15 protein-coding genes, 1 tRNA gene and 1 pseudogene are annotated in these 22313 nt (G+C 42.4%); 8 read left to right on the top strand and 9 right to left on the bottom strand.

The genetic code is table 11. The features are described 5' to 3' along the window. Positions 1–426: 426 nt before the first annotated feature. The 5 genes from BACCELL_RS17830 to BACCELL_RS17810 all read left to right on the top strand — a co-directional run bounded on the left by BACCELL_RS17830 (position 427) and on the right by BACCELL_RS17810 (position 4602). Positions 427–1428 (top strand): 2-hydroxyacid dehydrogenase, encoded by a 1002-nt coding sequence (locus BACCELL_RS17830; protein WP_007213365.1) that lies wholly within the window; start codon positions 427–429, stop codon positions 1426–1428. Positions 1429–1538: 110 nt separating this feature from the next. Beyond that, positions 1539–2243, top strand: a complete 705-nt coding sequence (locus BACCELL_RS17825; protein WP_007213364.1) for a pirin family protein — start codon at positions 1539–1541, stop codon at positions 2241–2243. A gap of 81 nt (positions 2244–2324) precedes the next feature. Beyond that, the gene (locus BACCELL_RS17820; RefSeq protein WP_007213363.1) at positions 2325–3056 is read left to right on the top strand and encodes an MBL fold metallo-hydrolase; all 732 of its coding nucleotides are present in this window, start codon (positions 2325–2327) and stop codon (positions 3054–3056) included. 12 nt (positions 3057–3068) lie between these two features. Further along, on the top strand, positions 3069–4199 hold the full coding sequence (locus tag BACCELL_RS17815; protein WP_007213362.1) for a DUF4468 domain-containing protein: 1131 nt from the start codon (positions 3069–3071) through the stop codon (positions 4197–4199). A gap of 25 nt (positions 4200–4224) precedes the next feature. Continuing rightward, entirely contained in the window at positions 4225–4602 is a 378-nt protein-coding gene (locus BACCELL_RS17810) for a VOC family protein (protein ID WP_007213361.1), read from the top strand. 85 nt (positions 4603–4687) lie between these two features. Here BACCELL_RS17810 and BACCELL_RS17805 read toward each other — a convergent pair whose 3' ends face one another. Beyond that, positions 4688–4870 (bottom strand): hypothetical protein, encoded by a 183-nt coding sequence (locus BACCELL_RS17805; RefSeq protein ID WP_007213360.1) that lies wholly within the window; start codon positions 4868–4870, stop codon positions 4688–4690. A 140-nt stretch (positions 4871–5010) separates the two neighbouring features. Between BACCELL_RS17805 and BACCELL_RS17800 the strand changes: the two genes are divergently transcribed. Continuing rightward, positions 5011–5742: a class I SAM-dependent methyltransferase gene (locus BACCELL_RS17800; protein WP_007213359.1), complete on the top strand. Its 732-nt coding sequence runs from the start codon at positions 5011–5013 to the stop codon at positions 5740–5742. 23 nt (positions 5743–5765) lie between these two features. Here BACCELL_RS17800 and BACCELL_RS17795 read toward each other — a convergent pair. Together BACCELL_RS17795 and BACCELL_RS17790 are read right to left on the bottom strand one after the other, a co-directional pair. Continuing rightward, positions 5766–6306, bottom strand: a pseudogene (locus BACCELL_RS17795) (TlpA family protein disulfide reductase). Between the two features lie 21 nt (positions 6307–6327). Continuing rightward, the gene (locus BACCELL_RS17790) at positions 6328–8193 is read right to left on the bottom strand and encodes an SLC13 family permease (protein WP_007213356.1); all 1866 of its coding nucleotides are present in this window, start codon (positions 8191–8193) and stop codon (positions 6328–6330) included. Between the two features lie 241 nt (positions 8194–8434). On the opposite strand from BACCELL_RS17790, the gene proA reads away from it, so the two are divergent. After that, entirely contained in the window at positions 8435–14227 is a 5793-nt protein-coding gene (gene proA, locus BACCELL_RS17785) for an anti-phage protein ProA (protein ID WP_044153965.1), read from the top strand. Positions 14228–14284: 57 nt separating this feature from the next. On the opposite strand, the gene BACCELL_RS17780 is transcribed toward proA, so the two are convergent. The 4 genes from BACCELL_RS17780 to feoB form a co-directional block, all read right to left on the bottom strand. Continuing rightward, positions 14285–14758 carry a hypothetical protein gene (locus BACCELL_RS17780; RefSeq protein ID WP_007213354.1) on the bottom strand — a complete coding sequence of 158 codons (474 nt, stop codon included), beginning with the start codon at positions 14756–14758 and terminating at the stop codon, positions 14285–14287. A gap of 258 nt (positions 14759–15016) precedes the next feature. Further along, a tRNA-Cys gene (locus tag BACCELL_RS17775) sits at positions 15017–15088 on the bottom strand. A gap of 51 nt (positions 15089–15139) precedes the next feature. After that, entirely contained in the window at positions 15140–15355 is a 216-nt protein-coding gene (locus BACCELL_RS27485; RefSeq protein ID WP_007213353.1) for a hypothetical protein, read from the bottom strand. Continuing rightward, complete coding sequence (feoB, locus tag BACCELL_RS17765) at positions 15352–17823, bottom strand: ferrous iron transport protein B (RefSeq protein ID WP_007213352.1); 2472 nt, start codon at positions 17821–17823, stop codon at positions 15352–15354. Before feoB ends, BACCELL_RS27485 begins: the two co-directional genes overlap by 4 nt. Before the next feature lie 162 nt (positions 17824–17985). Here feoB and tilS point away from each other — a divergent pair, with 162 nt between their 5' ends. After that, positions 17986–19296 carry a tRNA lysidine(34) synthetase TilS gene (gene tilS, locus BACCELL_RS17760; RefSeq protein WP_007213350.1) on the top strand — a complete coding sequence of 437 codons (1311 nt, stop codon included), beginning with the start codon at positions 17986–17988 and terminating at the stop codon, positions 19294–19296. 16 nt (positions 19297–19312) lie between these two features. Here the strand turns inward: tilS and BACCELL_RS17755 are convergent, their stop codons facing one another. Then, entirely contained in the window at positions 19313–20080 is a 768-nt protein-coding gene (locus BACCELL_RS17755; RefSeq protein WP_007213349.1) for a phosphatase PAP2 family protein, read from the bottom strand. Positions 20081–20083: 3 nt separating this feature from the next. Beyond that, on the bottom strand, positions 20084–21970 hold the full coding sequence (locus BACCELL_RS17750; protein ID WP_044154099.1) for a TonB-dependent receptor: 1887 nt from the start codon (positions 21968–21970) through the stop codon (positions 20084–20086). Positions 21971–22313 lie beyond the last annotated feature (343 nt).

Here is a 22313-nt window from a genome sequence, read left to right as displayed (position 1 = left end):
CGTCCGTTATGGGCAAAACGATGACCCTGTATGATAAACATTTTATGCGTTTATAATAAATATTTACACAACAGAATAATTGTGCGATCAGTCATATACTTAGGGTATCTCAGTATGATACTTAGGGTACCTCAATATGATACTTAGGCTACCTCAGTCGTATACTGAGATACCACCATCGTAATACATCTGATAATCAGATACTTACAAAGCACTCCTTCGATATCAAAAAATCAAAACAAATAAACTATTTGAAATGATAAATTATTTCCTTTCCGCAGCGTTATGAACAAGACTCACCAAACTGAGATAATCCGCAGTCACCAACAACTATCCACAATATCGTAGTCAACTGTCGCCAATGAACCTTATTAGCCACGCGTGTGTTATATTGACAGACGATAAATTCTAAAAACTCCATAAACTATGGCATATACAATTGCTTTCTTCGGCACGAAGCCTTATGACGAGGCTTCGTTCAATGATAAGAACAAAGAATACGGTTTTGAACTCCGCTATTACAAAGGTCATCTGAATAAACATAACGTGATACTAACACAAAATGTAGATGCCGTCTGCATATTTGTAAATGACACCGCAGATGCGGAAGTGCTCCATATGATGGCGGACAATGGCGTGAAATTATTGGCATTGCGTTGTGCCGGATATAACAATGTAGACCTGAAAGCGGCTGCCGATTGTGGTATCACAGTGGTACGTGTACCCGCCTACTCGCCCTATGCCGTAGCAGAGTATACCGTAGCCCTCATGCTGTCGCTGAACCGGAAAATCCCCCGTGCCACCTGGCGTACACGAGACGGTAATTTCTCTCTGCACGGACTGCTTGGTTTCGATATGTACGGCAAGACGGTTGGCATCATCGGTACGGGAAAGATTGCCAAGAAACTTATTATGATTCTGCGCGGCTTCGGCATGAACGTACTGGCTTATGACCTATACCCCGACTATAACTTTGCCCGTGAGCATCAAGTGGTGTACACCACGCTGGACGAACTTTACCACAGTTCAGACATCATTTCCCTGCACTGTCCTCTCACCGAGCAGACCAAATATCTCATTAACGACTACTCCATCAGCAAGATGAAAGAGGGCGTAATGATTATCAATACCGGACGCGGACAACTGATTCATACCAACGCACTGATAGAAGGATTGAAGAACAAGAAAATCGGTTCTGCCGGACTGGATGTGTACGAAGAAGAAGGCGAATACTTCTACGAAGACCAGTCGGACCGCATCATCGATGATGATGTACTGGCGCGTCTGCTTTCCTTCAACAATGTCATCGTCACCTCACACCAGGCGTTCTTCACCCGTGAAGCATTGGAGAATATCGCCACTACCACACTTCAGAATATCAAAGACTTTGCAAGCGGAAAAGCTTTGGAAAATAAAGTCAAGATATAAAATTAACAATAAGAATCTGCAATAAGCAGAGGATAACATCTGACCATAAACTTTTTCAAAACCAGTTTGTTATCTAAACATATCAACCATTTAAAAGAAAGGAATTAATTATGAAAAAAGTAATAGACAAAGCGGAAAGCCGTGGACGTGCTCTATATGATTGGCTCGACAGTCACCATACATTCAGTTTCGACACCTACTACAACCCGCGCCGTATGAACTTCGGTGCCCTGCGCGTACTGAACGATGACCGTGTAGAACCAGGTAAAGGCTTCGGCACCCACCCGCATAAAAACATGGAAATTATCTCCATCCCCTTGAAAGGAAAGCTGAAACATGGTGATAGCCAGAAGAACAGCCGATCCATCACGCCGGGTGACATACAGACCATGAGTGCCGGTACCGGTATTTATCACAGCGAAATGAACGGCAGCGACACCGAACCGGTAGAGTTCCTGCAAATCTGGGTAATGCCGGAGAAGCTGAATACACCACCTGCCTATCAGGATTATGACATCCGCCCGTTGCTGCGCAAGAACGAACTGACGTTGATTGTTTCACCGGACGGTGACGCTCCTGCCAAGATGCTGCAACAGGCATGGTTCTCCATCGGAGAGATAGAAGCAGGCAAAAAAATCGGCTACCACATGCACCAGTCGCATGCAGGGGTGTACATCTTCGTGATTGAAGGTGAAGTGAAGGTGGACGACACTGTACTCTCACGCCGTGACGGCATGGGTGTATATGACACCCACAGCTTTGAGCTGGAAACACTGAAAGACTCGCATATCCTGCTGATGGAAGTGCCCATGTAAGTCTTTTAGATAAAAATAACAGCTAAAAGCCAAGGTTTGTGTAGCGTTTTTCGTAATATTGCGCTATAAATTGATCCTTGCATGAAACTTGATTACATTTACCATAGCGGCTTCGCGATTGAAGCGGACGGAGTGACAGTCATTATCGATTACTACAAAGATTCCTCTGAAACGGAATATAATAAAGGTATCGTTCATGACTATCTGTTGGGAAGACCCGGAGAACTATATGTACTCTCTTCCCATTTTCACCCCGACCACTTTAATCGCGAAGTTCTTTTATGGAAGGTCGAGCGTCCGGATATTCACTACATCTTCTCCAAGGACATCCTGAAACATCGTCGCGCCACACGTGAGGATGCCACCTATATAAATAAAGGTGATGTGTACGAAGACACGAATATCCGTATCGAAGCATTCGGCTCCACGGACGTGGGCATCTCTTTTCTGATCGACCTGCAAGGCATCCGGCTGTTCCATGCCGGAGACCTGAATAACTGGCATTGGAGTGAAGAGTCCACCCCACAGGAAATCCGGAAAGCGGAAGGCGACTTCCTTGCCGAGGTGAAGTACCTCCAGCAGACCGCCCCTTCGGTAGACGTAGCCATGTTTCCAGTGGACAACCGCATCGGGAAAGACTATATGAGAGGTGCGGAACAATTCGTGGAACGAATAAAAACCGCTATCTTTGTTCCTATGCACTTCAGCGAGGAATACAAGGGCGGAAATGCTTTCCGGGAGTTTGCCGAAAGCAAAGGTTGCCGTTTCCTGTCCATTACCCGTAGGGGCGAAAGTTTCGATATTACTCAATAAAACATACGCATTATGAAAAATTTGACACAGTTTCTTTTTATGCTGTTATGCATCTGTCTGCCGGCCACAGCGTTTGCAGACGCCAATAAAGATAAAGATGACGACAGCAAGTATCTGGCAGGTGCAGTACCCGAAGTAGATGGAAAGGTGGTATTCACCAAAGAATTCAGCATTCCCGGCATGTCGCAGGAAGAAATCTTCAAACGCATACAGGCTTGGATGGAAGCGCGGCTGAAGAAAAACGCGAACACCAGTCGCGTAGTCTACACCAATCCGGAAGAAGGACAAATCGTAGGCACGGGAGATGAATGGATCGTATTCAGTTCGAGTGCGCTTTCTCTGGACCGTACAAAGATACTCTATCAGCTTTCAGTTGTCTGCGCACCTGAGAAGTGTACGATGGAAGTAGAGAAAATCCGTTTCAACTATCGCGAAGGCAAAGAGAAATATACGGCAGAAGAATGGATAGTAGACAAGTACGCACTGAACAAGGCCAAAACCAAATTGGTACGCGGACTTGCCAAATGGCGTAGAAAAACAGTAGACTTTGTAGACGACCTGGCCCTTGGAGCAGCCGAAGCCCTCAGTGCAAGCACTGCTAAGAAAGCAGCCGAAGCAGCTGAGCAAAAGGAAGCTAAGAAAGAGGAAAAGAGTGTTGTAAACTCTGGTCCGATAGTAATTGCCCCAAAAGCAGAAGTTGAAGTGAAGACTCCGGCTGAAACCGGCAAAGTCACAGTAATCCCCGCCACTCCGCTCACCCCGGCTACTCCTGCAACGTCAGGTACAGTGCCCGGTTACAAAGAAGTAGCTCCGGATCAATTGCCGGCAAATGCCATCCAAATGGGTGCGGGCAAGTTAGTGCTTGTAATCGGCTCGGATGCTTTCAACATGACCATGATGACAGCAAACGCAGGTGGTTCATTGGGCAAATCATCAGGCAAGCCTGTTATTTTCAGCTTCCTTTCTCCCGACCAGCCTTACGAACAGATGGAGACGGCAGAAACTTACACCGTTCGTTTCTATCCGGCAAACCAAACCGAACCGTCAGTTGTTTTGGAATGTAAGAAGATGCCTTCACAGACTCCGATGGAAGGTCAGCCACGCATGTATGTGGGTGAAATACTGAAGGCATTCGTTAAATAATTACTAATTACTAATCACTAATTACGTGGAAATAAAAGCTAAATTCGATCATTTTAATATCAACGTTACCAATCTGGAACGTAGTATTGCTTTCTATGAAAAGGCATTGGGATTGAAAGAACATCATCGTAAAGAAGCCTCAAATGGCTCCTTCACATTGGTTTACCTGACAGATAACAGCACAGGTTTCCTCTTGGAACTGACTTGTCTGAAAGATCATCCGCAAGCTTATGAACTTGGAGAGAACGAAAGCCATTTATGCTTCCGTGTTGCCGGTGATTATGAAGCTATTCACCAATACCATAAAGAAATGGGTTGGGTATGCTTTGAAAATACAACTATGGGATTGTACTTCATCCATGATCCGGATGATTACTGGATAGAGGTGCTTCCGGCAAAATGATGAAAGAATGGTAAAATGATAAATGGTAAGATGATAGGATTACATTTCCTCATCTTACCATTTATCATTTTACCATCTTATCATCTTATTTATGACGACCTGCCCTTTTCTTTCGTATATCCGCCTTCATCTTGGCAGCACCGGAACCATGTTTCCCGGTAATATACGATTTCTTCTTGGCTTTAGTTTTCACCTTTCCATCTTCCTTAGGTTTGTCTTTCTTTCCTCTAAAGACGATACCGCCCATTATTGCATCTTCTATACTCATATTCGGTTTCTATTACTATTACATTTATAAGCCAGTGCGAAGTATGGCTTTATCCATATATTGACCACAAAGATAGCTTTTTTCTACTAACAGACTGCATTTTTCGTATCTTTGCGGACAACTTTTAAAGATTGAATAGAATGAACACTACGCTGCTTTCTGTTGACAAGGATCCGATGGGTACTGCTATTGCAGATTATTATAAACGACACAAGGCCGAACGACTACGGGTTTTCTCCTCACAGTTCGATGAGGATGAAATTCCGGTAAAGGAACTTTTTCGCATGGAAAAGCAGATGCCTCTTCTGGAACGTACCGCCCTGCAACTGGCTACGGGAAAGATTCTGGATGTGGGAGCCGGAAGCGGTTGTCATAGTCTTGCCTTGCAGGAAGCAGGCAAAGATGTACATGCCATTGATATTTCACCGCTTTCAGTAGAAGTAATGCAACAACGCGGTGTACGGCATGCCACATTACTCAATCTGTTCGATGAACATTTCCAAGAGACATACGACACAATATTAATGTTGATGAACGGTTCTGGAATCATCGGTAAGTTGAAGAACCTGCCTGCCTTCTTCAAAAGAATGAAGCAACTGCTACAACCCAGCGGCTGCATCTTTATGGACTCCAGTGATCTGCGCTATCTGTTTGAGGAAGAAGACGGAAGTTTTGTGATCGATCTGGCAGGTGACTATTATGGAGAAATAGACTTCCAGATGCAATATAAGGACATTCTGGGAGAGTCATTCGACTGGCTTTACATTGATTTCCAGACACTCAGTCTTTATGCAGCCGAAAATGGTTTCCAAGCGGAATTAGTAAAAGAGGGAAAGCACTACGATTATTTAGCCAAGTTGACCTTGAAATAAGGTCAACCCGGACTTTCTGTTTATTATTTCTTTGCCAGCATTTCGTCTATCTTCTTCGTTAATGCGGCAAATTCCTCCTCATTGTACAAGCGGGTCAGCATCACAATGCGTCCGTCTTTATCAATCAGTACATTGCGAGTAATGCCGGCATTACGAAGCGCATATTTGGCAAAGATATCTGCACCCGGATCTAATCCCAAAGGATAAGTAACACCGGTTGATTTACCGAATGCAATCACTTTGTCCAGCGGCTCATCACGGTCTATACCAATAAGAGCAAATGCTGAATTATCTTTGTGTTTCAGCCAGATATCTTTTTCTATGAAAGGCATCTCTTTGCGGCATACCCCACACCAACTGGCAGTGAACTGTAACATCACTACCTTTCCACGAAGTTCGGAAAGGGTAACTTTCTTTACCGTCTGTCAGGGTAATGGTAAAGTTAGGAGCCATCCCCCCTACTCTTACAATGTAACCGGTGCTATCGGCAGTTACTTCCTGTGCTTTGCCCGATAAACTACAAAGGGCAAACAAGATAAAAATCAAACTTTTTACTACTTTCATCGATCTTATACTTTAGTTATTTTAAAACGGGAACAATAACGGGAGCACAAAGATCATCACAATTCCCATAATTATCTGTAAAGGCAAACCTACTTTAACATAATCCATGAATGTATAACGTCCTGCAGGCATCACCAATGCATTGGGCGGAGTCGAGAACGGAGAAGCAAAACACATACTGGCTGCCACAGTTACAGCAAATAGGAACGGATACGGACTCAAATCCAACTGTATGGCAGACTGAAGCGCAATCGGTGCAAGAAGTACTGCCGTAGCCGTATTACTAATAAACATAGTCATCAGCGAAGTGGTGAAATAAATACCTGCTAATAACACATAAGGTCCGTAACTACCTAGCCCGTTTACCAGCGATTGGGACACCAATTCGGAAGCTCCGGTCTTTTCCAGCGCCAACGACATAGGCAACATAGCGGCAATCAGAACAATACTTTCCCAGTTAATAGTTTTATATGCCGCTTCCACATTTCGGAAACAGCCGGTAAGCACCATCAGCAAACCTGCAATCATTACTGCCGTTACCGGAGCGACAGGGATAAAATCGAACATCATCATTACCACCATTCCCAACATGATAATGGCGGCAACAGGTGCTTTATGATTCAGGGTTACTTTGGCAGCCTCGGCAAGCGGTTGTCCAAGTACTACCCAATCAGAGGGATCTTCACTCAAACGCGCTATATTCTCCCATGTTCCTTGCACCAACAGCACATCTCCCGAATGCATCTTTTCATCCTTCAAATTCTTTAGAATATACTGACGTTTGCGTTGGATACCCAGAATATTCACCCCATATTTCTCTCTGAAACCAGAATCCTTTACCGGCTTATTGACCAGGTTAGAAGCAGGCATCAATACAATTTCAGCAATACCGATTTCCGTGAATTCAAGTTCATCACTCTTTGATTCTACGGTGCCTTCTGCATCATGCGTATCCAATAACTTCAATGTATTTTCTTCTGCAAAGCGCTCCACATTCGTAAAATCTCCCAGTACATACAGAATATCATTCTCCTGAATAATGGTATCAGCAGCAGCCATTTCCTGGCTCATCGTCTTAAAGAAATGACGACGCGAAGAAGATGACTGACGGCGAACCTCCATTATACCCACATTATAACGTTGTGGAATACTCAGTTCCTGTATGGTCTTTCCAGTTAAAGGGGATCTACTTTCCACTCGTACCCGACACAAGTTCTGGAACAATTGGTACTCCCCTGCCAGCTCTTTCAGTGATTTATTCTTTTTGCCCTTACGATCCTTATCGCCTTTCTTAGTCAGGAAAATTTTGCTCAATGGAATCAGTATCACCAATCCGACAGCTACACAAACCAGTCCGACAGGAGTAAATGAGAAAAAAGTAAGGGGCGCATATCCAGCAGAAGTCAGTGCTTCCTGAATTACAAGGTTCGGTGGTGTACCGATAAGTGTCATCATACCTCCCATACTACTGGCAAATGCAAGTGGCATCAGCAGGCGACTGACATTAATCTGTGTCCCCATAGCCATACTGACAACAATAGGAAGCATCAAAGCTACCGTTCCGGTATTGCTGACAAAAGCGCCGATGAAGGCAGTCACCAGTACAATAAGAATAAAAAGCTTTAATTCGCTGTCACCGGCTAATTTTAGAATACGACTACTGATCATCTTCGCCAAACCCGTCTGAAAAATGGCACCGCCCACAACGAACAATCCTATCATCATGATCACGACGGAATTGGAGAAACCGGTCAATGCTTCCTCCGGAGTTAGAATACCGAATATAATTAGTAACACCAAAGCACAAAGCGCCACCAAATCCGAACGCACTTTGCCACTCATAAAGAATATCGCAGAAAGGAATAAAACAATGAGAGTAATATACATATAGATATAAAATTTGTCAGTTATTAAACAATTCAACAGTGATTTTTGTTCTAAGGCGTTGCAAATATCACAAAAATCAGCACAATGAACAATAGGGTGAATCCTTTTTGAACTAAATAAGCGACAAATATCTCACTAAATTATAAATAAAGTATAGATTATTAGCATTATATTTATAACTTTGAATCCGGGAATGATATTATGGGATCACCTCTTTTATCAGTTAAATTCTATAACAACAATGGGAAACGACAACACAATTACAGGCACCTTCAATGGAACAATCCACCTGGAATACCTGCCATGCATCAATTATGCAATGATACACAACCATGTACCTTCATGCAATTTCTGCGAACTAATGAACAGTGATGAAGTCGATTGGAACAATATCAAAGTTTCGATAGATGGAGAACTAATTAAGTACTCAGAGAGTATTCTCGAAGTCATTCCGCACGGACAGAACATTCAAATCAACAACCTGGAAATATCACCTGAAAGTGGAAAATTAATCGAATTGACAGAAGGCATCGATACTATCTTTCATCTGGTTATTACGATTTCCGGTGAGATAGCCCATCAGCAAACATTTCCCATCAAACTGATGGCATACGATCAGTGGACCGGTTCCAGGATTATGCCCGAACTCTTAGCTACATTTGTTACTCCCAATCATCCCATACTTTCAAGAATAAGCGTAAAAGCCTCACAATTCCTCGAAAAGTGGACCGGAAACTCTGCCTTAGACGAGTATCAGACACAGGACCCCAACCGAGTACGTGCACAGGTAGCTGCTATTTATGAAGCTCTCCGGTCTGAGTCTTTAATATATTCTACAGTTCCAGCCAGCTTTGAAACTTCGGGGCAGCGTATCCGCTTGGTAGATAATGTACTCACCAGCAAACTAGGTACATGTATAGACCTGACTTTACTCTATGCTTCCTGTCTGGAAGCCAATGGCATTCATCCTCTTTTAGTCTTGTTGAAAGGACATATATTGGTAGGTGCATGGCTTACAGAAGATATTTATCATCAAACCGTAGGCGATGATGCTTCCTTTCTACTCAAAGGGAGTGCAAATGGCATCAGCGACATTGTATTAGTAGAGACAACCGCACTGGCATCTTCTCAAAATATTTCATTTGAAGAAGCTGCTACAATGGCTCAGAGAGAACTCAAAGAAGAAAACAGATTCGAGCTGTTTATCGATGTATATAGGTGCAGACTGGATAAAATCCGTCCATTGCCACAACGCATAAACCATAACGGTGAATGGCAAATAGAAAACAGCGGAATAGAACATGAGAATGTAACCCAAAGAATACACCGACTGGACCGGTATGAAATAAAACTGGAGGACAGCAAGGATGAAATAACCAAGCAGATTATTTGGGAAAGAAAACTGCTGGATTTTTCTCTACGCAATAATCTGATTAACATCCGTCTTGGTAGAAGGGTTATACCATTCATATCTTTTGAAATTGACCATCTGGAAGATCATTTGCAAGCCGGAGAAAACTACCAGATATTACCCAGTCCCGCTAAAAGTAAAATAGAACCGGGTGAGACAGGTCTCTATGATTCTTCTTTATGGAAAGAGAATTTGGAAGAATTAGTAATCAGCGAGCTGAGAAACAAAAAACTTCGTTCTTATCTGACCGAAAGCGAACTTCAGAACTCACTCAAATTTGTATACCGTACATCGCGAACCGCCATCGAAGAAAATGGCGCCAATTCACTGTTCCTCGTTTTAGGAATCCTGAAGTGGTACGAGTCTCCTAAGAGCGTGAAACCACGCTTTGCTCCTATCTTACTGTTACCGGTAGACATTGTGCGCCGTGGAGGTTCAAGCGGATATATCATCCGCACCAGAGACGAAGAAATAATATTGAACATAACGCTCGTCGAACTATTGAAACAACAGTTCAGTGTTAATCTTTCCGGGTTGAATCCGTTGCCAAAAGATGATAGTGGCGTAGACGTGAAAAAGATATTCGCTACGATTCGTACCTGCATTCGTAATATGAAAGGTTGGGATGTAGTGGAAGAATCAATGTTGGGGCTATTCTCATTCAACAAGTTTGTCATGTGGAATGATATTCATACCAATGCAGACAAATTGAAAGAGAACGCCATTATAGCCAGTCTGATGGAAAATCGTATTCAATGGCAGGATACGACTCCGGAGATTAACGCCAGAGAAATAGACAAAAATCTTGAACCTCTCCATTTTGCCATTCCTGTTGATGTCGATTCTTCGCAGTTGGAAGCCGTTATTGAATCAGGAGAAGGAAAGAGCTTCATATTGCATGGACCTCCGGGAACCGGTAAATCACAGACCATTACCAATATGATAGCCAATGCCCTGTACAAAGGAAAACGTGTGCTGTTTGTAGCAGAAAAGATGGCGGCACTTTCTGTAGTACAAAACCGTCTGACTAAGATAGGATTAGATCCGTTCTGTCTGGAACTACATTCTAATAAGGTCACTAAATCTCATTTTCTGGCTCAGCTTCAGAAGGCTATAGAAGTCATTCACATTCAGTCTCCAGCCGAGTTTGAAAGCACTTCAAAGCAATTATTTGAGCGTAGAAAGAAATTAATCGATTATATGGAAGCATTGCATCATCCCCATGCTTCCGGCTTTTCTCTTTATGATTGCATTACAAACTACTTATCGATACAGGGAGATGAATTGTCGATCGACTTTTCTCTGTTTCCCTCCATCACCCAAAATCAACTGATAGACTTTTGCGAAAATATCCAGGAACTGGATACAGTTTTTCAGATAACAGGGCATCCGCAAGATCACCCGTTAAAGGGACTGGAGCCATACGATACTTCCATAGAGAGCTCTCAGAAATTACAAGCCGGAATCAGGCGCTTTATTAATTTATTCACCTCGATTACCGCTAACAGAAAGTTGCTTTCAAATAGTCTGGGAATCTCGATACCTGATAATTGGGATGGGATCAACTGGATGGGCAAGATATGTAACCAGCTTCTATCCATCCCATATCTGAATAAAACGTTATTGGAAATGGGTGGTAATACCGACTTGATAGAAGAATGGAAAGATATTATCCTGTCCGGTCGTAAGCGAGATCAGTTACAAGCTGAACTGGGTAAAGAGTATGCACCTCAAATTCTGGGAGAAAATGCATTTGCCCTCCAACAAGAATGGAAAGCTATCGAATTGAAATGGTTCTTACCTAAATTCTTTGCCAAACGTTCTTATCTGAAAAAGCTCAGACTTTACAATACGAGTTTGCAGGCAGCACAAATACCAAGCCTGTTAGAAAAGCTAAATGCTTATCAAAAGAATAATAAGATCATTCAAGAACAATCTTCCGAATTATCATCTTCTTTCGGCTTCTTAGGAAGAAAGAGCAAAGAGAAATGGGATGATATTGATTCTATACTTAAGAATCTTCCGATAATTTACAACACTTTATCGGAATACGCAGCAATCGTTCAACAGCCATTCGCAGAAGTTCTGAATCAATTTGCAAATAAAATCAGTATTGACTGGAACGCATTCCAACAGTCTAATAAAGATACATTCAGGCAACTAATCGATACATCCAACGAGTTGAATACGGTTCTCAATGAAATAAAAGGTTTATGCTACATACAACTGCCGGATAATAATCTTGAAGTGAAACTACCGGTTCTACTGAATACCTGGCTAACTCACTTCAATAAGATTAAAGATTGGGGACAATGGTGCATCCGTAAGAGAGAATTGGAATCTCTTCATTTAACCGTAGTTATCAACTATATAACAGATAAGCATAAAAGCGGATCGGAAGCTTCTAATGCGTATATGAAAGGCGTTTATCACCAATTAGCTCTAAAAACCGTTGATGCGGACGAAACTTTACGCCTTTTCAACGGGTTGCTATTTGAGGAAATGATCAGTAAATACAAACAACTGACTATAGATTTTCAGGAGTTGAGTAAAAAAGAACTATACTGTAGATTAGCAGCCAGAATACCATCACTAACAATGGAAGCTGCCTCCAGTTCCGAAATAGGAATTCTAAAAAGGAACATTTCAAATGGAGGACGTGGCACATCTATCCGGAGAATTATAGACCAGATACCAACTCTGTTGCCCAAGCTATGTCCATGCATGTTGATGAGTCCGATATCAGTGGCTCAGTATATCGATCTGGATGCAGAGAAGTTCGATCTTGTTATTTTCGACGAAGCATCACAGATGCCTACCAGCGAGGCAGTCGGTGCAATAGCCCGCGGCAACGCATTAGTCGTAGTAGGTGATCCCAAGCAAATGCCTCCGACAAGTTTCTTCTCCTCTTCACAAGTAGACGAGGAAGAAGCTGAATTTGACGATATGGAGAGCATTCTGGATGATTGCATCTCGTTATCCATTCCATCCCGTTATCTGACTTGGCACTATCGGAGCAAACACGAAAGTCTGATTGCTTTCAGTAATTCTCAGTATTACAATGGAAAGCTATATACTTTTCCTTCTGTGGATGACAGAGTTTCAAAAGTACGTTTAGTTCAGGTAGATGGTACATATGATAAAGGACGTACACGCAGCAATCATGCCGAAGCTGAAGCCATTGTGAAAGAAATACTGAACCGGCTACGTACACCTGAAGTTCCTGAAAAAAGCATAGGCGTCGTATCTTTCAGCCAAGTACAGCAAAATTTGATAGAAGATATGCTCATTGAGGAACTGAACAAATATCCTGAATTGGAAGAAAAAGCTTTCCAAAGTAATGAACCTATTTTCATCAAGAATCTGGAGAATGTACAAGGTGATGAACGGGATATTATTCTTTTCTCTATAGGATACGGTCCGGATAGGAATGGCAATGTATCTATGAATTTCGGACCGTTGAATAATCAAGGTGGCGAGCGTCGTCTGAATGTAGCCGTATCGCGTGCACGTTATGAGATGATTATCTTCTCAACCTTACGTTCCGAACAAATAGATTTGAAACGTACAAAGTCCAAAGGTGTAGAAGGCTTAAAGAGGTTCCTTGAATTTGCAGAACGCGGCACCTCACCTGTTCCGGCCATCCAGCTCCAGAACCTGCAACAAAGTAATCTTATCACTTTAATTGCACAGGAACTTACTCAGCGTGGTTATAAAGTGGATACTCTGGTAGGGCGGTCAAACTTTAAAGTAGATTTAGCGATTGTCAATCCGTTGCAACCGGATACATATATTCTGGGAATATTGTGTGACGGCAGAAACTATTATGAAACCAAAACCACAAGGGACCGTGAAATAGTACAACCGAATGTTTTGCAGATGCTCCACTGGAATGTAATGCGTGTATGGTCCGTCGACTGGTTTGAACATAAGGAGAACGTCGTGGAGCGCATTATCAAAAAGCTGGAAGATTTAAAAAACACAAAAGTAGAAGAACAGCCTCCTCTTCCGATAGAGAATAATGTTCTGAAAACATTCAGTATAGAGAATGAACCTGTTGTAGAGTTAGTGAACAATCGAGAAAGAGAATATATATTTGCTGACTTGCCCGATATAGGCTACAGTACAGATATCGATACCGTAATGGCTTCCTCCTATCAAGTTAAAAAACAACTTCAACAAATAGTCAAGATTGAACAGCCCATAACAAATACTCTGCTATATAAAAGGATATTACGAATTTGGAATCTAACAAGAGTTACCACCCGTTTACAGGTATTTATCGACAATCTTCTTGAAGATGCATATAAAGACCCTTTATCGGGAGATACTATAATTTACTGGGAAGATGAAGAGAAAGCTAAAGACTGCGACTTTTACCGCATCAACTCCAAACGCGATATTCTGGATATTCCAATCCTAGAAGTAATGAGCGCCGCCCGCTATGCCATAGAGCAACAGATATCTATGCCGACTGAAGATCTGAAACGGCTGACTTCCCAACTTCTCGGTTTCAGTAGGAAAGGAAACAATCTAGATATGGTAACGGAACAGACTATACAATTACTGATTGATCAAGGAATATTCAGCCATGCGAACGGAATGGTATCCATGAACAATTAGGGTTCATGGATACTTTTTTCCGAAAGGGAAGAAAACAAGATGGAAAAGAATGTCTACCTAATAGTCTTCGATAGTGGAATTTCCAAATATATCCTTTTTGATAATCTGCTTGTGCCCTTTATTGTCTTCAATAATAGTATTGCCAAAGATATCTTTTTTGACAGTCTTCCTATTGCCATTATTGTCCTCAATAATCGTATTCCCTAAAATATCTTCTTTAATAGTTTTCTTATTACCATTATTGTTTTCAATAGTAATATTTCCTAAAATGTCTTTTTTGATTGTAATCTTATCACCATTATTACCTTCAATAATAATATTTCCCAGAATATCTTTTTTAATCGTAATCTTATTACCATTATCATCTTCAATAATCGTATTGCCTAAAATGTCTTTTTTGACTGTTTTCTTTTCTTGATTGACTATCGAATATTCGTAACTATCCTCGATAGAATTAACACTATAGCTCTTCGTTATATGGGGAGCTAAAACAGACTGAACTGTAAATAGGATAAATAGAATCTTTTTCATGGCGTATTTCTTTTGGTTTGTAACAAAAGTAATATGGGAAAATGAGAACTAACTGGTGAATTCTATAATTATTGATAGGGAAAAACCTAAAATTAATACTTTTCATGTGCTACAATCGTATCGTTTTAGGAGGCTCGGACTACATTCGGTCTACACTCGCACGATTTTCTACCCAAATGGCAGGGTAGCTAAGTCACTGAAGGTCAATAAACAACAAATGCCCTGAGTATTTCTACTCAGGGCATTTTGTTCGTTTTGAGGTTCCTGGCGGATTCGAACCGCCGTACACGGTTTTGCAGACCGCTGACTAAGCCACTCATCCAAGGAACCAATCTTTCTCATTTGCGGTTGCAAAGGTAGTACATTTTTTGGAAATTCCAACTATCCGCAGCAATTTTTCTTCTTTTCTTTTTTCGTCGCACTACACTCTGCACGCTTCTCATCCATCAATCGCTTTAAGTCACAACCGGTTACGCAATTTGCACATGGATTACCATTTTCTCTTGTCCGGCGAAAAAATGCATAAATTCCCCATCCGATCCGGACAATACACAACAGTAACAGGATTGCAACTACCCATTGTTGCCAATTCATCATACAAATAATCCTCCTATTCTATAAATGGCAAATGCCATTACCCACGCAAGCAGCGTGGTATACACTGCCGTAAATAATGCCCATTTCCAGCTACCAGATTCTTGCTTGATTGCTACAATCGTAGCTATACATGGGAAATAGATCAATACAAACACCATATAACAGAAAGCTACCAACGGTGTAATCGGAATACGTTCGGCAAGACTTACGGCATCTGCTTCAGCATCATTCGTATAAAGCACGCCCAATGTACTTACCACTAATTCCTTAGCGCCCACACCTGAAAGTATACCGATACCAAGTTTCCAGTCAAAACCCAAAGGTGCAATTACCGGCTCCATAGCCTTTCCTATCTGTCCGATGTAGGAATTCTCCTGCTGTTCGGCAACCGTTTCATACGCATCATGGTCAGGATAATATCCCAATGCCCATATTACGATGGAAGCTATCATGATAATACCTCCCATTTTACGAAGATATTGTGCCCCCTTCTCCCACGTGTGACGGAAAATAGCTTTTGCTGTCGGTAAACGGTAAGGCGGAAGCTCCATTACGAACGGAGTATCATCCCCCTTCACCAGAAAACGGCTGAATAAACGCGCCAGCAATACCGCCAACAGAATACCTATTGAATATATTAATAACAGTATCAAACTACCATTGTTCGGAAAAAATGCACCTACCAGCAACAAATAAATAGGCAGGCGGGCACTACATGACATCAACGGATTGACGAGCATGGTAATAAGTCGGCTTTTACGATTCTCAATAGTGCGCGAAGCCATAATAGCAGGTACGTTACATCCGAAGCCCATAATCAGAGGAATGAAGGATTTACCATGCAGCCCCATCTTATGCATAATCTTATCCATGATAAATGCAGCACGCGCCATATAACCGGAGTCTTCCATCAGCGATATGCAGAAATAAAGAATAAGGATGTTCGGCAGGAAGACAATCACACCACCAACACCACCTACAATACCATCTACCAATAGATCTTTCAACGGTCCGTCCGCCATATTGGCATGTATAAAGTTACCGAGAGTTTCTACCAGCCATTCGATACCCATCATCGGGTATTCGCCAAGCACGAACGTCCCTTCGAACATGAGATACATGAACAGGAAGAAAATGGGGAATCCCCACACACGGTGCGTTACGATAGAGTCTATCACACGTGTAGTATGTTCTTTATCCAAGTGATTATCCACAAAGGTTTCTTTCAGTGCACCGGATATAAAACCATATTTTGCATCGGTAATTGCCTGATCACAATCCTCATTCAGCACGTCTCGGATACGGCGGCTTTCCTGATCACGGACATCTATGATTTCTTTGCCGTTGGGTAAAGTTTTAATCAGCGTTTCCAAATCCGGATCATTCTCCAGAAGTTTGATGGCAAGAAAGCGGGTAGAATACTTATGACGGATACCCTCATTCTCACTAATCACCCGCTTCACCTCTTCAATGCTGCGTTCCAGTTCAGGACCGTGGTTAATGTGAATATGACGATAGAATCCATGATGACGTACTTCTTCTTCTTTATGAGCCCCACCGGTATAGCCGGGCACATACTCCCGATGCCATTCACGCAGGTCATTCAACACTTCTGCACGTACCTTGCCTTTCTGATCGAGGAAGTCGGCACCTTCGTAAATACTGATAACAACGTGAAAAAGATCTTCGATGCCTTTGCCCGTACGCGAAACGGTAGGAACCATAGGAACACCAAAGAGTTCACTCAGTTTCATGTAATCCAGCGTGTTGCCACTGGCTTCCAGTTCATCGTACATATTGAGCGCCATCACCATACGCACGTTCATGTCAATCAACTGGGTAGTGAGGTACAGATTACGTTCCAGATTGGACGAATCTACCACATTGATAACAATGTCCGGTGTTTCATCAATAATATGATGACGGACATACATTTCTTCAGGACTATATGCTGATAGCGAATATGTACCCGGCAAATCGACTATGCGGAAATGATAACCTTGGAAATTAAAATGACCTTCCTTAGCATCCACTGTAACGCCGCTGTAGTTACCAACATGTTCGTGTGAACCGGAAGCAATATTAAACAGAGAAGTTTTTCCACAATTTGGATTACCCACTAATGCAACATTAATGGTACGACGTTTACCGAGAGCGATACGTTTCAGTTCTTCTTCCCCCGGATAAATATCTTCACTCATTCCCGGATGATAATTCGGTTTTGTCACTTGCTCTTTCGCCTCATGTTCGCTGAGTATTTCAATCATCCCTGCCTCCTGTCGGCGCAAAGAGATTTCATACCCCATTACTTTGTATTTTATTGGGTCTTTCAGCGGGGCATTCAGCAAAACCTCTACAGTCTTGCCTTTAATAAAACCCATTTCTACAATTCGTTTGCGGAAACCGCCATGCCCCAGTACTTTAACGATTACACCTTTTTCTCCAGTTTTTAATTCGGATAAACGCATAGTCTTCTCTCTTTCTTTAATTTGGATGCAAAGATAAATGATTTGTATTTAGCCTACAAATTATTTAGATTGTTTTTAAATAAGGAGAAATATTCTCCATTCTCCACTTTGTTCCGAAGAATTAGAAAGAATTCAATCCGTTAATATTATCTTTGCACCATTATGAATATAAAGAAAATAGCGCAATATATTGATCAGGAGAAGCTTTTCACACGAGAAGACAAAATACTGGTAACGCTGAGTGGCGGAGCGGACTCAGTAGCTTTGTTGCGTCTACTTCTTGCTATGGGGTACACCTGCGAGGCGGCACATTGCAATTTCCATCTGCGGGGCGATGAGTCGGTTCGAGATGAAATGTTTGTCCGCGAACTATGCTTGCAGCTGGAAGTTCCGTTACATGTCCAACATTTCCAAACCACGGAAGAAGCGGAAAAGCGCCACATATCCATTGAAATGGCAGCACGGGAATTACGTTATGCTTGGTTTGAGCAGCTCCGTCTACAACAAGGAGCCAACGTTATCGCCGTGGCCCATCATAAAGATGATAGTGTAGAAACTCTCCTGCTCAACCTTATCCGTGGAACAGGCATCAACGGACTATTGGGTATCCGTCCCAAAAACGGAAACATTGTCCGCCCCTTGTTATGCCTCGACCGGAAAGAAATAACCGAATACCTACAAGAAATCGGACAATCTTACGTAACGGACAGCACTAACCTGCAAGACGAATATACACGCAACAAGATACGCCTCAACCTCTTGCCACTTATGCAGGAAATCAATCCCTCTGTAAAAGAAAACCTTCTCCGCACTGCAGAACATCTGAATGATGCAGCTCTCTTATATAAAAAAGGAATAGAAGAAGGCAAGCAGAAAGTGCAAACCGAACAAGGTATCCTGATCAGTGTTTTGCTCCAAGAATCTGCACCGGAAACCTTATTATTTGAGATCTTATCTCCATTAGGATTTAACAGTGCACAGATCAAAGATATTTTCACCTCTCTGAATGGGCAACCGGGGAAAATATTCCTCAGTGGAGAATGGCGCGTGATTAAAGATCGAGAGCTTCTACTGCTAGAACCGATCTGTTCAGAAGATGTTTCAACAGTCTTTTCTCCAGATGATCCTGCCCTACCCTTCCGTTTGACAATGGAAGAATTAGAAGTCACGGATGATTTCATCATTCCCCGCGACCGAAACACTGCTTGCTTCGATGCAGACAAACTAAAACAACCTCTCACAGTCAGACACTACCGACAAGGCGACACATTCGTTCCCTTTGGTATGACTGGGCGAAAAAAGGTCAGTGACTACCTTACTGATCGAAAATTCTCCCTTTCCCGCAAAGAGCAACAATGGGTGCTTTGCAGTGGCTCCCATATCATTTGGTTGATAGGCGAACGTACTGATAATCGTTTCAGAATAGACGACCAAACACAGAAAGTTATTATTCTGAAGTTTATTCCTTATTAATTGCAACGAGTATCCTTTAGAAAGCGATATGACAACTTACTCCTTTTTCTTCTTTTGAGAAATAAGGAGAAATAAATATATTCTTATACCGCTTACGGAAGAAAGTCTTTGTAATAGTTGGATAAAGCCAATAAGCCGCCTGAGTACTCAGTATTCCGATTCCGGCTCCGGTAAGCACATCTGTCAGCCAATGACGATTGTTATACATACGAAAGAAGCCTGTACCGGCAGCTACTGCATACCCGGCAACACCTATCCATGGAGAAACGTCCCAATATTCCTTACGCAAAAACTCCGCACCCATAAAAGCGGTTGCGGTATGCCCCGACGGGAAGGAGTTACGGCTACTTCCATCAGGACGCTCTACACTGGCCGTCATTTTAAATGTGTTTACGGTGATACCCATTAGTGCATAGGCAGTAGCAAGGATTATGGTACGATCCGTAAAGCTATGCCTTCCTTTTACACCACACAAATTCAAGCCATAAACAGCAAACATCGGAGCATACTGCGAAAAATCATCAACCGTAAATTTACTGTCAATGTTTTCCCGTAGCTCGTCACGTAACTCCCGGTTCTGATATTGCAGCCAATGGCTTTCCAACCCGATAATCCCCACTCCAATCAAAGTTGCAGGTAAAATGATCTGCCGGATGCGGAAACGGTATGGATTATTATCCATTACCCGAACCGTATCCGTTTTGACAGAATCCTCCTGTGCTTGTCCGATTACTGTAAATGCACAAAGTACAAGTAATATAAGGATTTTACATACTCTCATCATATTCTAACTTCGCTGTGTGTTTTTTGCTCTTGTTTCCACCAAATGTGATACTTCGGTAATCTGATTGGTAAGATAGCGATAATAGACTGTAGTCATCAACGATGCATTTGTATCATTGTGCCACAGCCATCCCGCCTCCACCGAATGTATCTTTTCCGGTTTCAAATCAGGATTACCCGCCGAAAGACTGAGTGGATTGATACGCTCGGCAAATGGATTCATATCACTACCTTCCGGACGGTTCACACGAAGGCTATAGCTTAGTTGGAGTTCATTGTGCTCATTCAGTTTGCGGGAGGCGTGTAACGTAGGATAAATATTGGTATAGTGCTGCCTCGTGATGCTGTCAAGAGAATAAAGATTGTTCCAGATATCAGCATATTCTCCACGCAGTCCGGCCATAAGACTCCACTCTCCCGGATTCATTTCTAAAGTAGAGAAGAAAGAATGAAGGGTGCGATGATGGGTAAAATCACTTGTGCGGTCAAGATCAGGAATGAAAGATGCTCCATCCCAATTCTCCACATGATAATTCTGTTCGGCACGAAGCGCTTCCAGTTCATAACCTGCCGATAGTTTTGTCCATTCCGACAAATGATGCTGCCAATGCACTTTTCCGATATGTAAATAATCGGCATCCCATACCCACTCATTGTCTTTAGTGTCATTCTCCATTTGCATGGTAGAATATTCATTCTGTTCGTCTTCACTTTCGGAAGAATAAGTATAGTTCACACTCCATTCATTGCCCTTTCCATAGGTGTGGGTATAAAGAAAGTTTCCTTCCCACATATTCTCCCTGGCATCAGCCCTGCGATTGCGAAAATAAAAATCTTCCAAATGATGATTTATATCTTCCGTAACAGATTCTATACGCTCACTTCGCAGGAAATGACGGCGATTATAGCTTCCCGAAATTTCCATGACATCATGAGTCGAAAGGTTTACTCCCATTCCAAGTCGTAATGTGTGCGACACGGGACGACCTGTACCGAGAGTCGTCTGGTTAATGTATTCCGTGGGCGATGTACGATTGTCAAAAATACTACGGTCATAGCGATCTTGCCGGAAAGCATAACCGCCAAAGAAATTCACCCCATTGATGCCGTAATTCAAATTCACTCCGGCATTGTAACGGTCGTGGCTACCGGTATTCGCCGTCAAAGTGCCATTCAGTCCCGCCTTGCCCTCCTTTTTCAATACGATGTTAATAATACCGCTCACACCATCGGGTTTATACTTTGCCGAAGGATTAGTAATTACCTCGATACGTTCGATACTGTTTGCGGCAAGTTGATTCAGAGCATCAGTCCGTGTCCTGCCGCTCATCAGTGCGGATGGTTTTCCATTAATAAGGATAGTCACATTCTCATTACCACGCAGGCTGACCGTACCTTCCAAATCCACCTCTACCGAAGGAATATTCTGCATCAACTCGCTTGCCGAACCTACCGAACTCATCAAATCCTGTCCTACATTAAATACCTTACGATCCAGTTTAGGCACAAAAGTGGATTTTCGCCCGGCTACCACCACTTCATTCAATACCTGACCTTTATCGTCAATCCACAATACACCGACATCAACCGTCTGATTACCATTACCCACAGTGAACATTTCAGATTGTGTTTCACCATAACCGACATAACTACCCACTAGATAATAACGACCCGTTGGCACATCTTCCAGATGAAAGCATCCGGTAGAATCTGTCATAGCTCCCGTCACAAGTTTTTTTGTTGTTGCCTCGTACAAAGCTATCGTGGCAAACTCCACCGGTACTTTATTCGTTTTACCACTTAAGATTCCTGTCACTTTACTGCCATTTCCTGCAGCGAATACAATCGTAATCCAACAAATGACCACGATGCCTAAAACAAATCTTTTCATACCTTTTCTTTCTTTTATCTCAAAATTCTGAGGCAAAAGTAAAAGGCAAATTAGAAGACATTTTGAATTTTACCGGGGGAGACAATCTTTTTGAGGAGATCTTTTAGGATACGTCAACTGATTATCGAAAAGCCGTTAACGGAATTCATTTCCCATTAGAGGAATTTACAACTGTATAGCGAGCTATTTTCCTACTACGACTGAGGATAGTTCCCATTAGGACTGAAGGTACTTCCCACTACGACTGAAGCCACTTCCCACTAGGACTGAACTCGTGTTCCACTACGACTGATCTTAGTGGAACACCAAGTGCATTATCACACAGACAGTTACATCCTTTTCA

Source organism: Bacteroides cellulosilyticus DSM 14838, assembly GCF_000158035.1.
GTDB lineage: Bacteria > Bacteroidota > Bacteroidia > Bacteroidales > Bacteroidaceae > Bacteroides > Bacteroides cellulosilyticus.
The sequence above is the reverse complement of the archived record's forward strand: the minus strand, read 5'-3'. Positions and strand labels throughout refer to the sequence as shown.

Excerpts from the sequence above, each read along its gene's own strand:
- tilS (WP_007213350.1), top strand. The coding sequence starts at position 17,986 with ATGAATATAAAGAAAATAGCGCAATATATTGATCAGGAGAAGCTTTTC.
- proA (WP_044153965.1), top strand. The coding sequence starts at position 8,435 with ATGGGAAACGACAACACAATTACAGGCACCTTCAATGGAACAATCCAC.
- BACCELL_RS17805 (WP_007213360.1), bottom strand. The coding sequence starts at position 4,870 with ATGAGTATAGAAGATGCAATAATGGGCGGTATCGTCTTTAGAGGAAAG.
- BACCELL_RS17780 (WP_007213354.1), bottom strand. The coding sequence starts at position 14,758 with ATGAAAAAGATTCTATTTATCCTATTTACAGTTCAGTCTGTTTTAGCT.
- BACCELL_RS17830 (WP_007213365.1), top strand. The coding sequence starts at position 427 with ATGGCATATACAATTGCTTTCTTCGGCACGAAGCCTTATGACGAGGCT.
- BACCELL_RS17800 (WP_007213359.1), top strand. The coding sequence starts at position 5,011 with ATGAACACTACGCTGCTTTCTGTTGACAAGGATCCGATGGGTACTGCT.
- feoB (WP_007213352.1), bottom strand. The coding sequence starts at position 17,823 with ATGCGTTTATCCGAATTAAAAACTGGAGAAAAAGGTGTAATCGTTAAA.
- BACCELL_RS17790 (WP_007213356.1), bottom strand. The coding sequence starts at position 8,193 with ATGTATATTACTCTCATTGTTTTATTCCTTTCTGCGATATTCTTTATG.
- BACCELL_RS17815 (WP_007213362.1), top strand. The coding sequence starts at position 3,069 with ATGAAAAATTTGACACAGTTTCTTTTTATGCTGTTATGCATCTGTCTG.
- BACCELL_RS17825 (WP_007213364.1), top strand. The coding sequence starts at position 1,539 with ATGAAAAAAGTAATAGACAAAGCGGAAAGCCGTGGACGTGCTCTATAT.
- BACCELL_RS27485 (WP_007213353.1), bottom strand. The coding sequence starts at position 15,355 with ATGATGAATTGGCAACAATGGGTAGTTGCAATCCTGTTACTGTTGTGT.
- BACCELL_RS17750 (WP_044154099.1), bottom strand. The coding sequence starts at position 21,970 with ATGAAAAGATTTGTTTTAGGCATCGTGGTCATTTGTTGGATTACGATT.
- BACCELL_RS17820 (WP_007213363.1), top strand. The coding sequence starts at position 2,325 with ATGAAACTTGATTACATTTACCATAGCGGCTTCGCGATTGAAGCGGAC.
- BACCELL_RS17755 (WP_007213349.1), bottom strand. The coding sequence starts at position 20,080 with ATGATGAGAGTATGTAAAATCCTTATATTACTTGTACTTTGTGCATTT.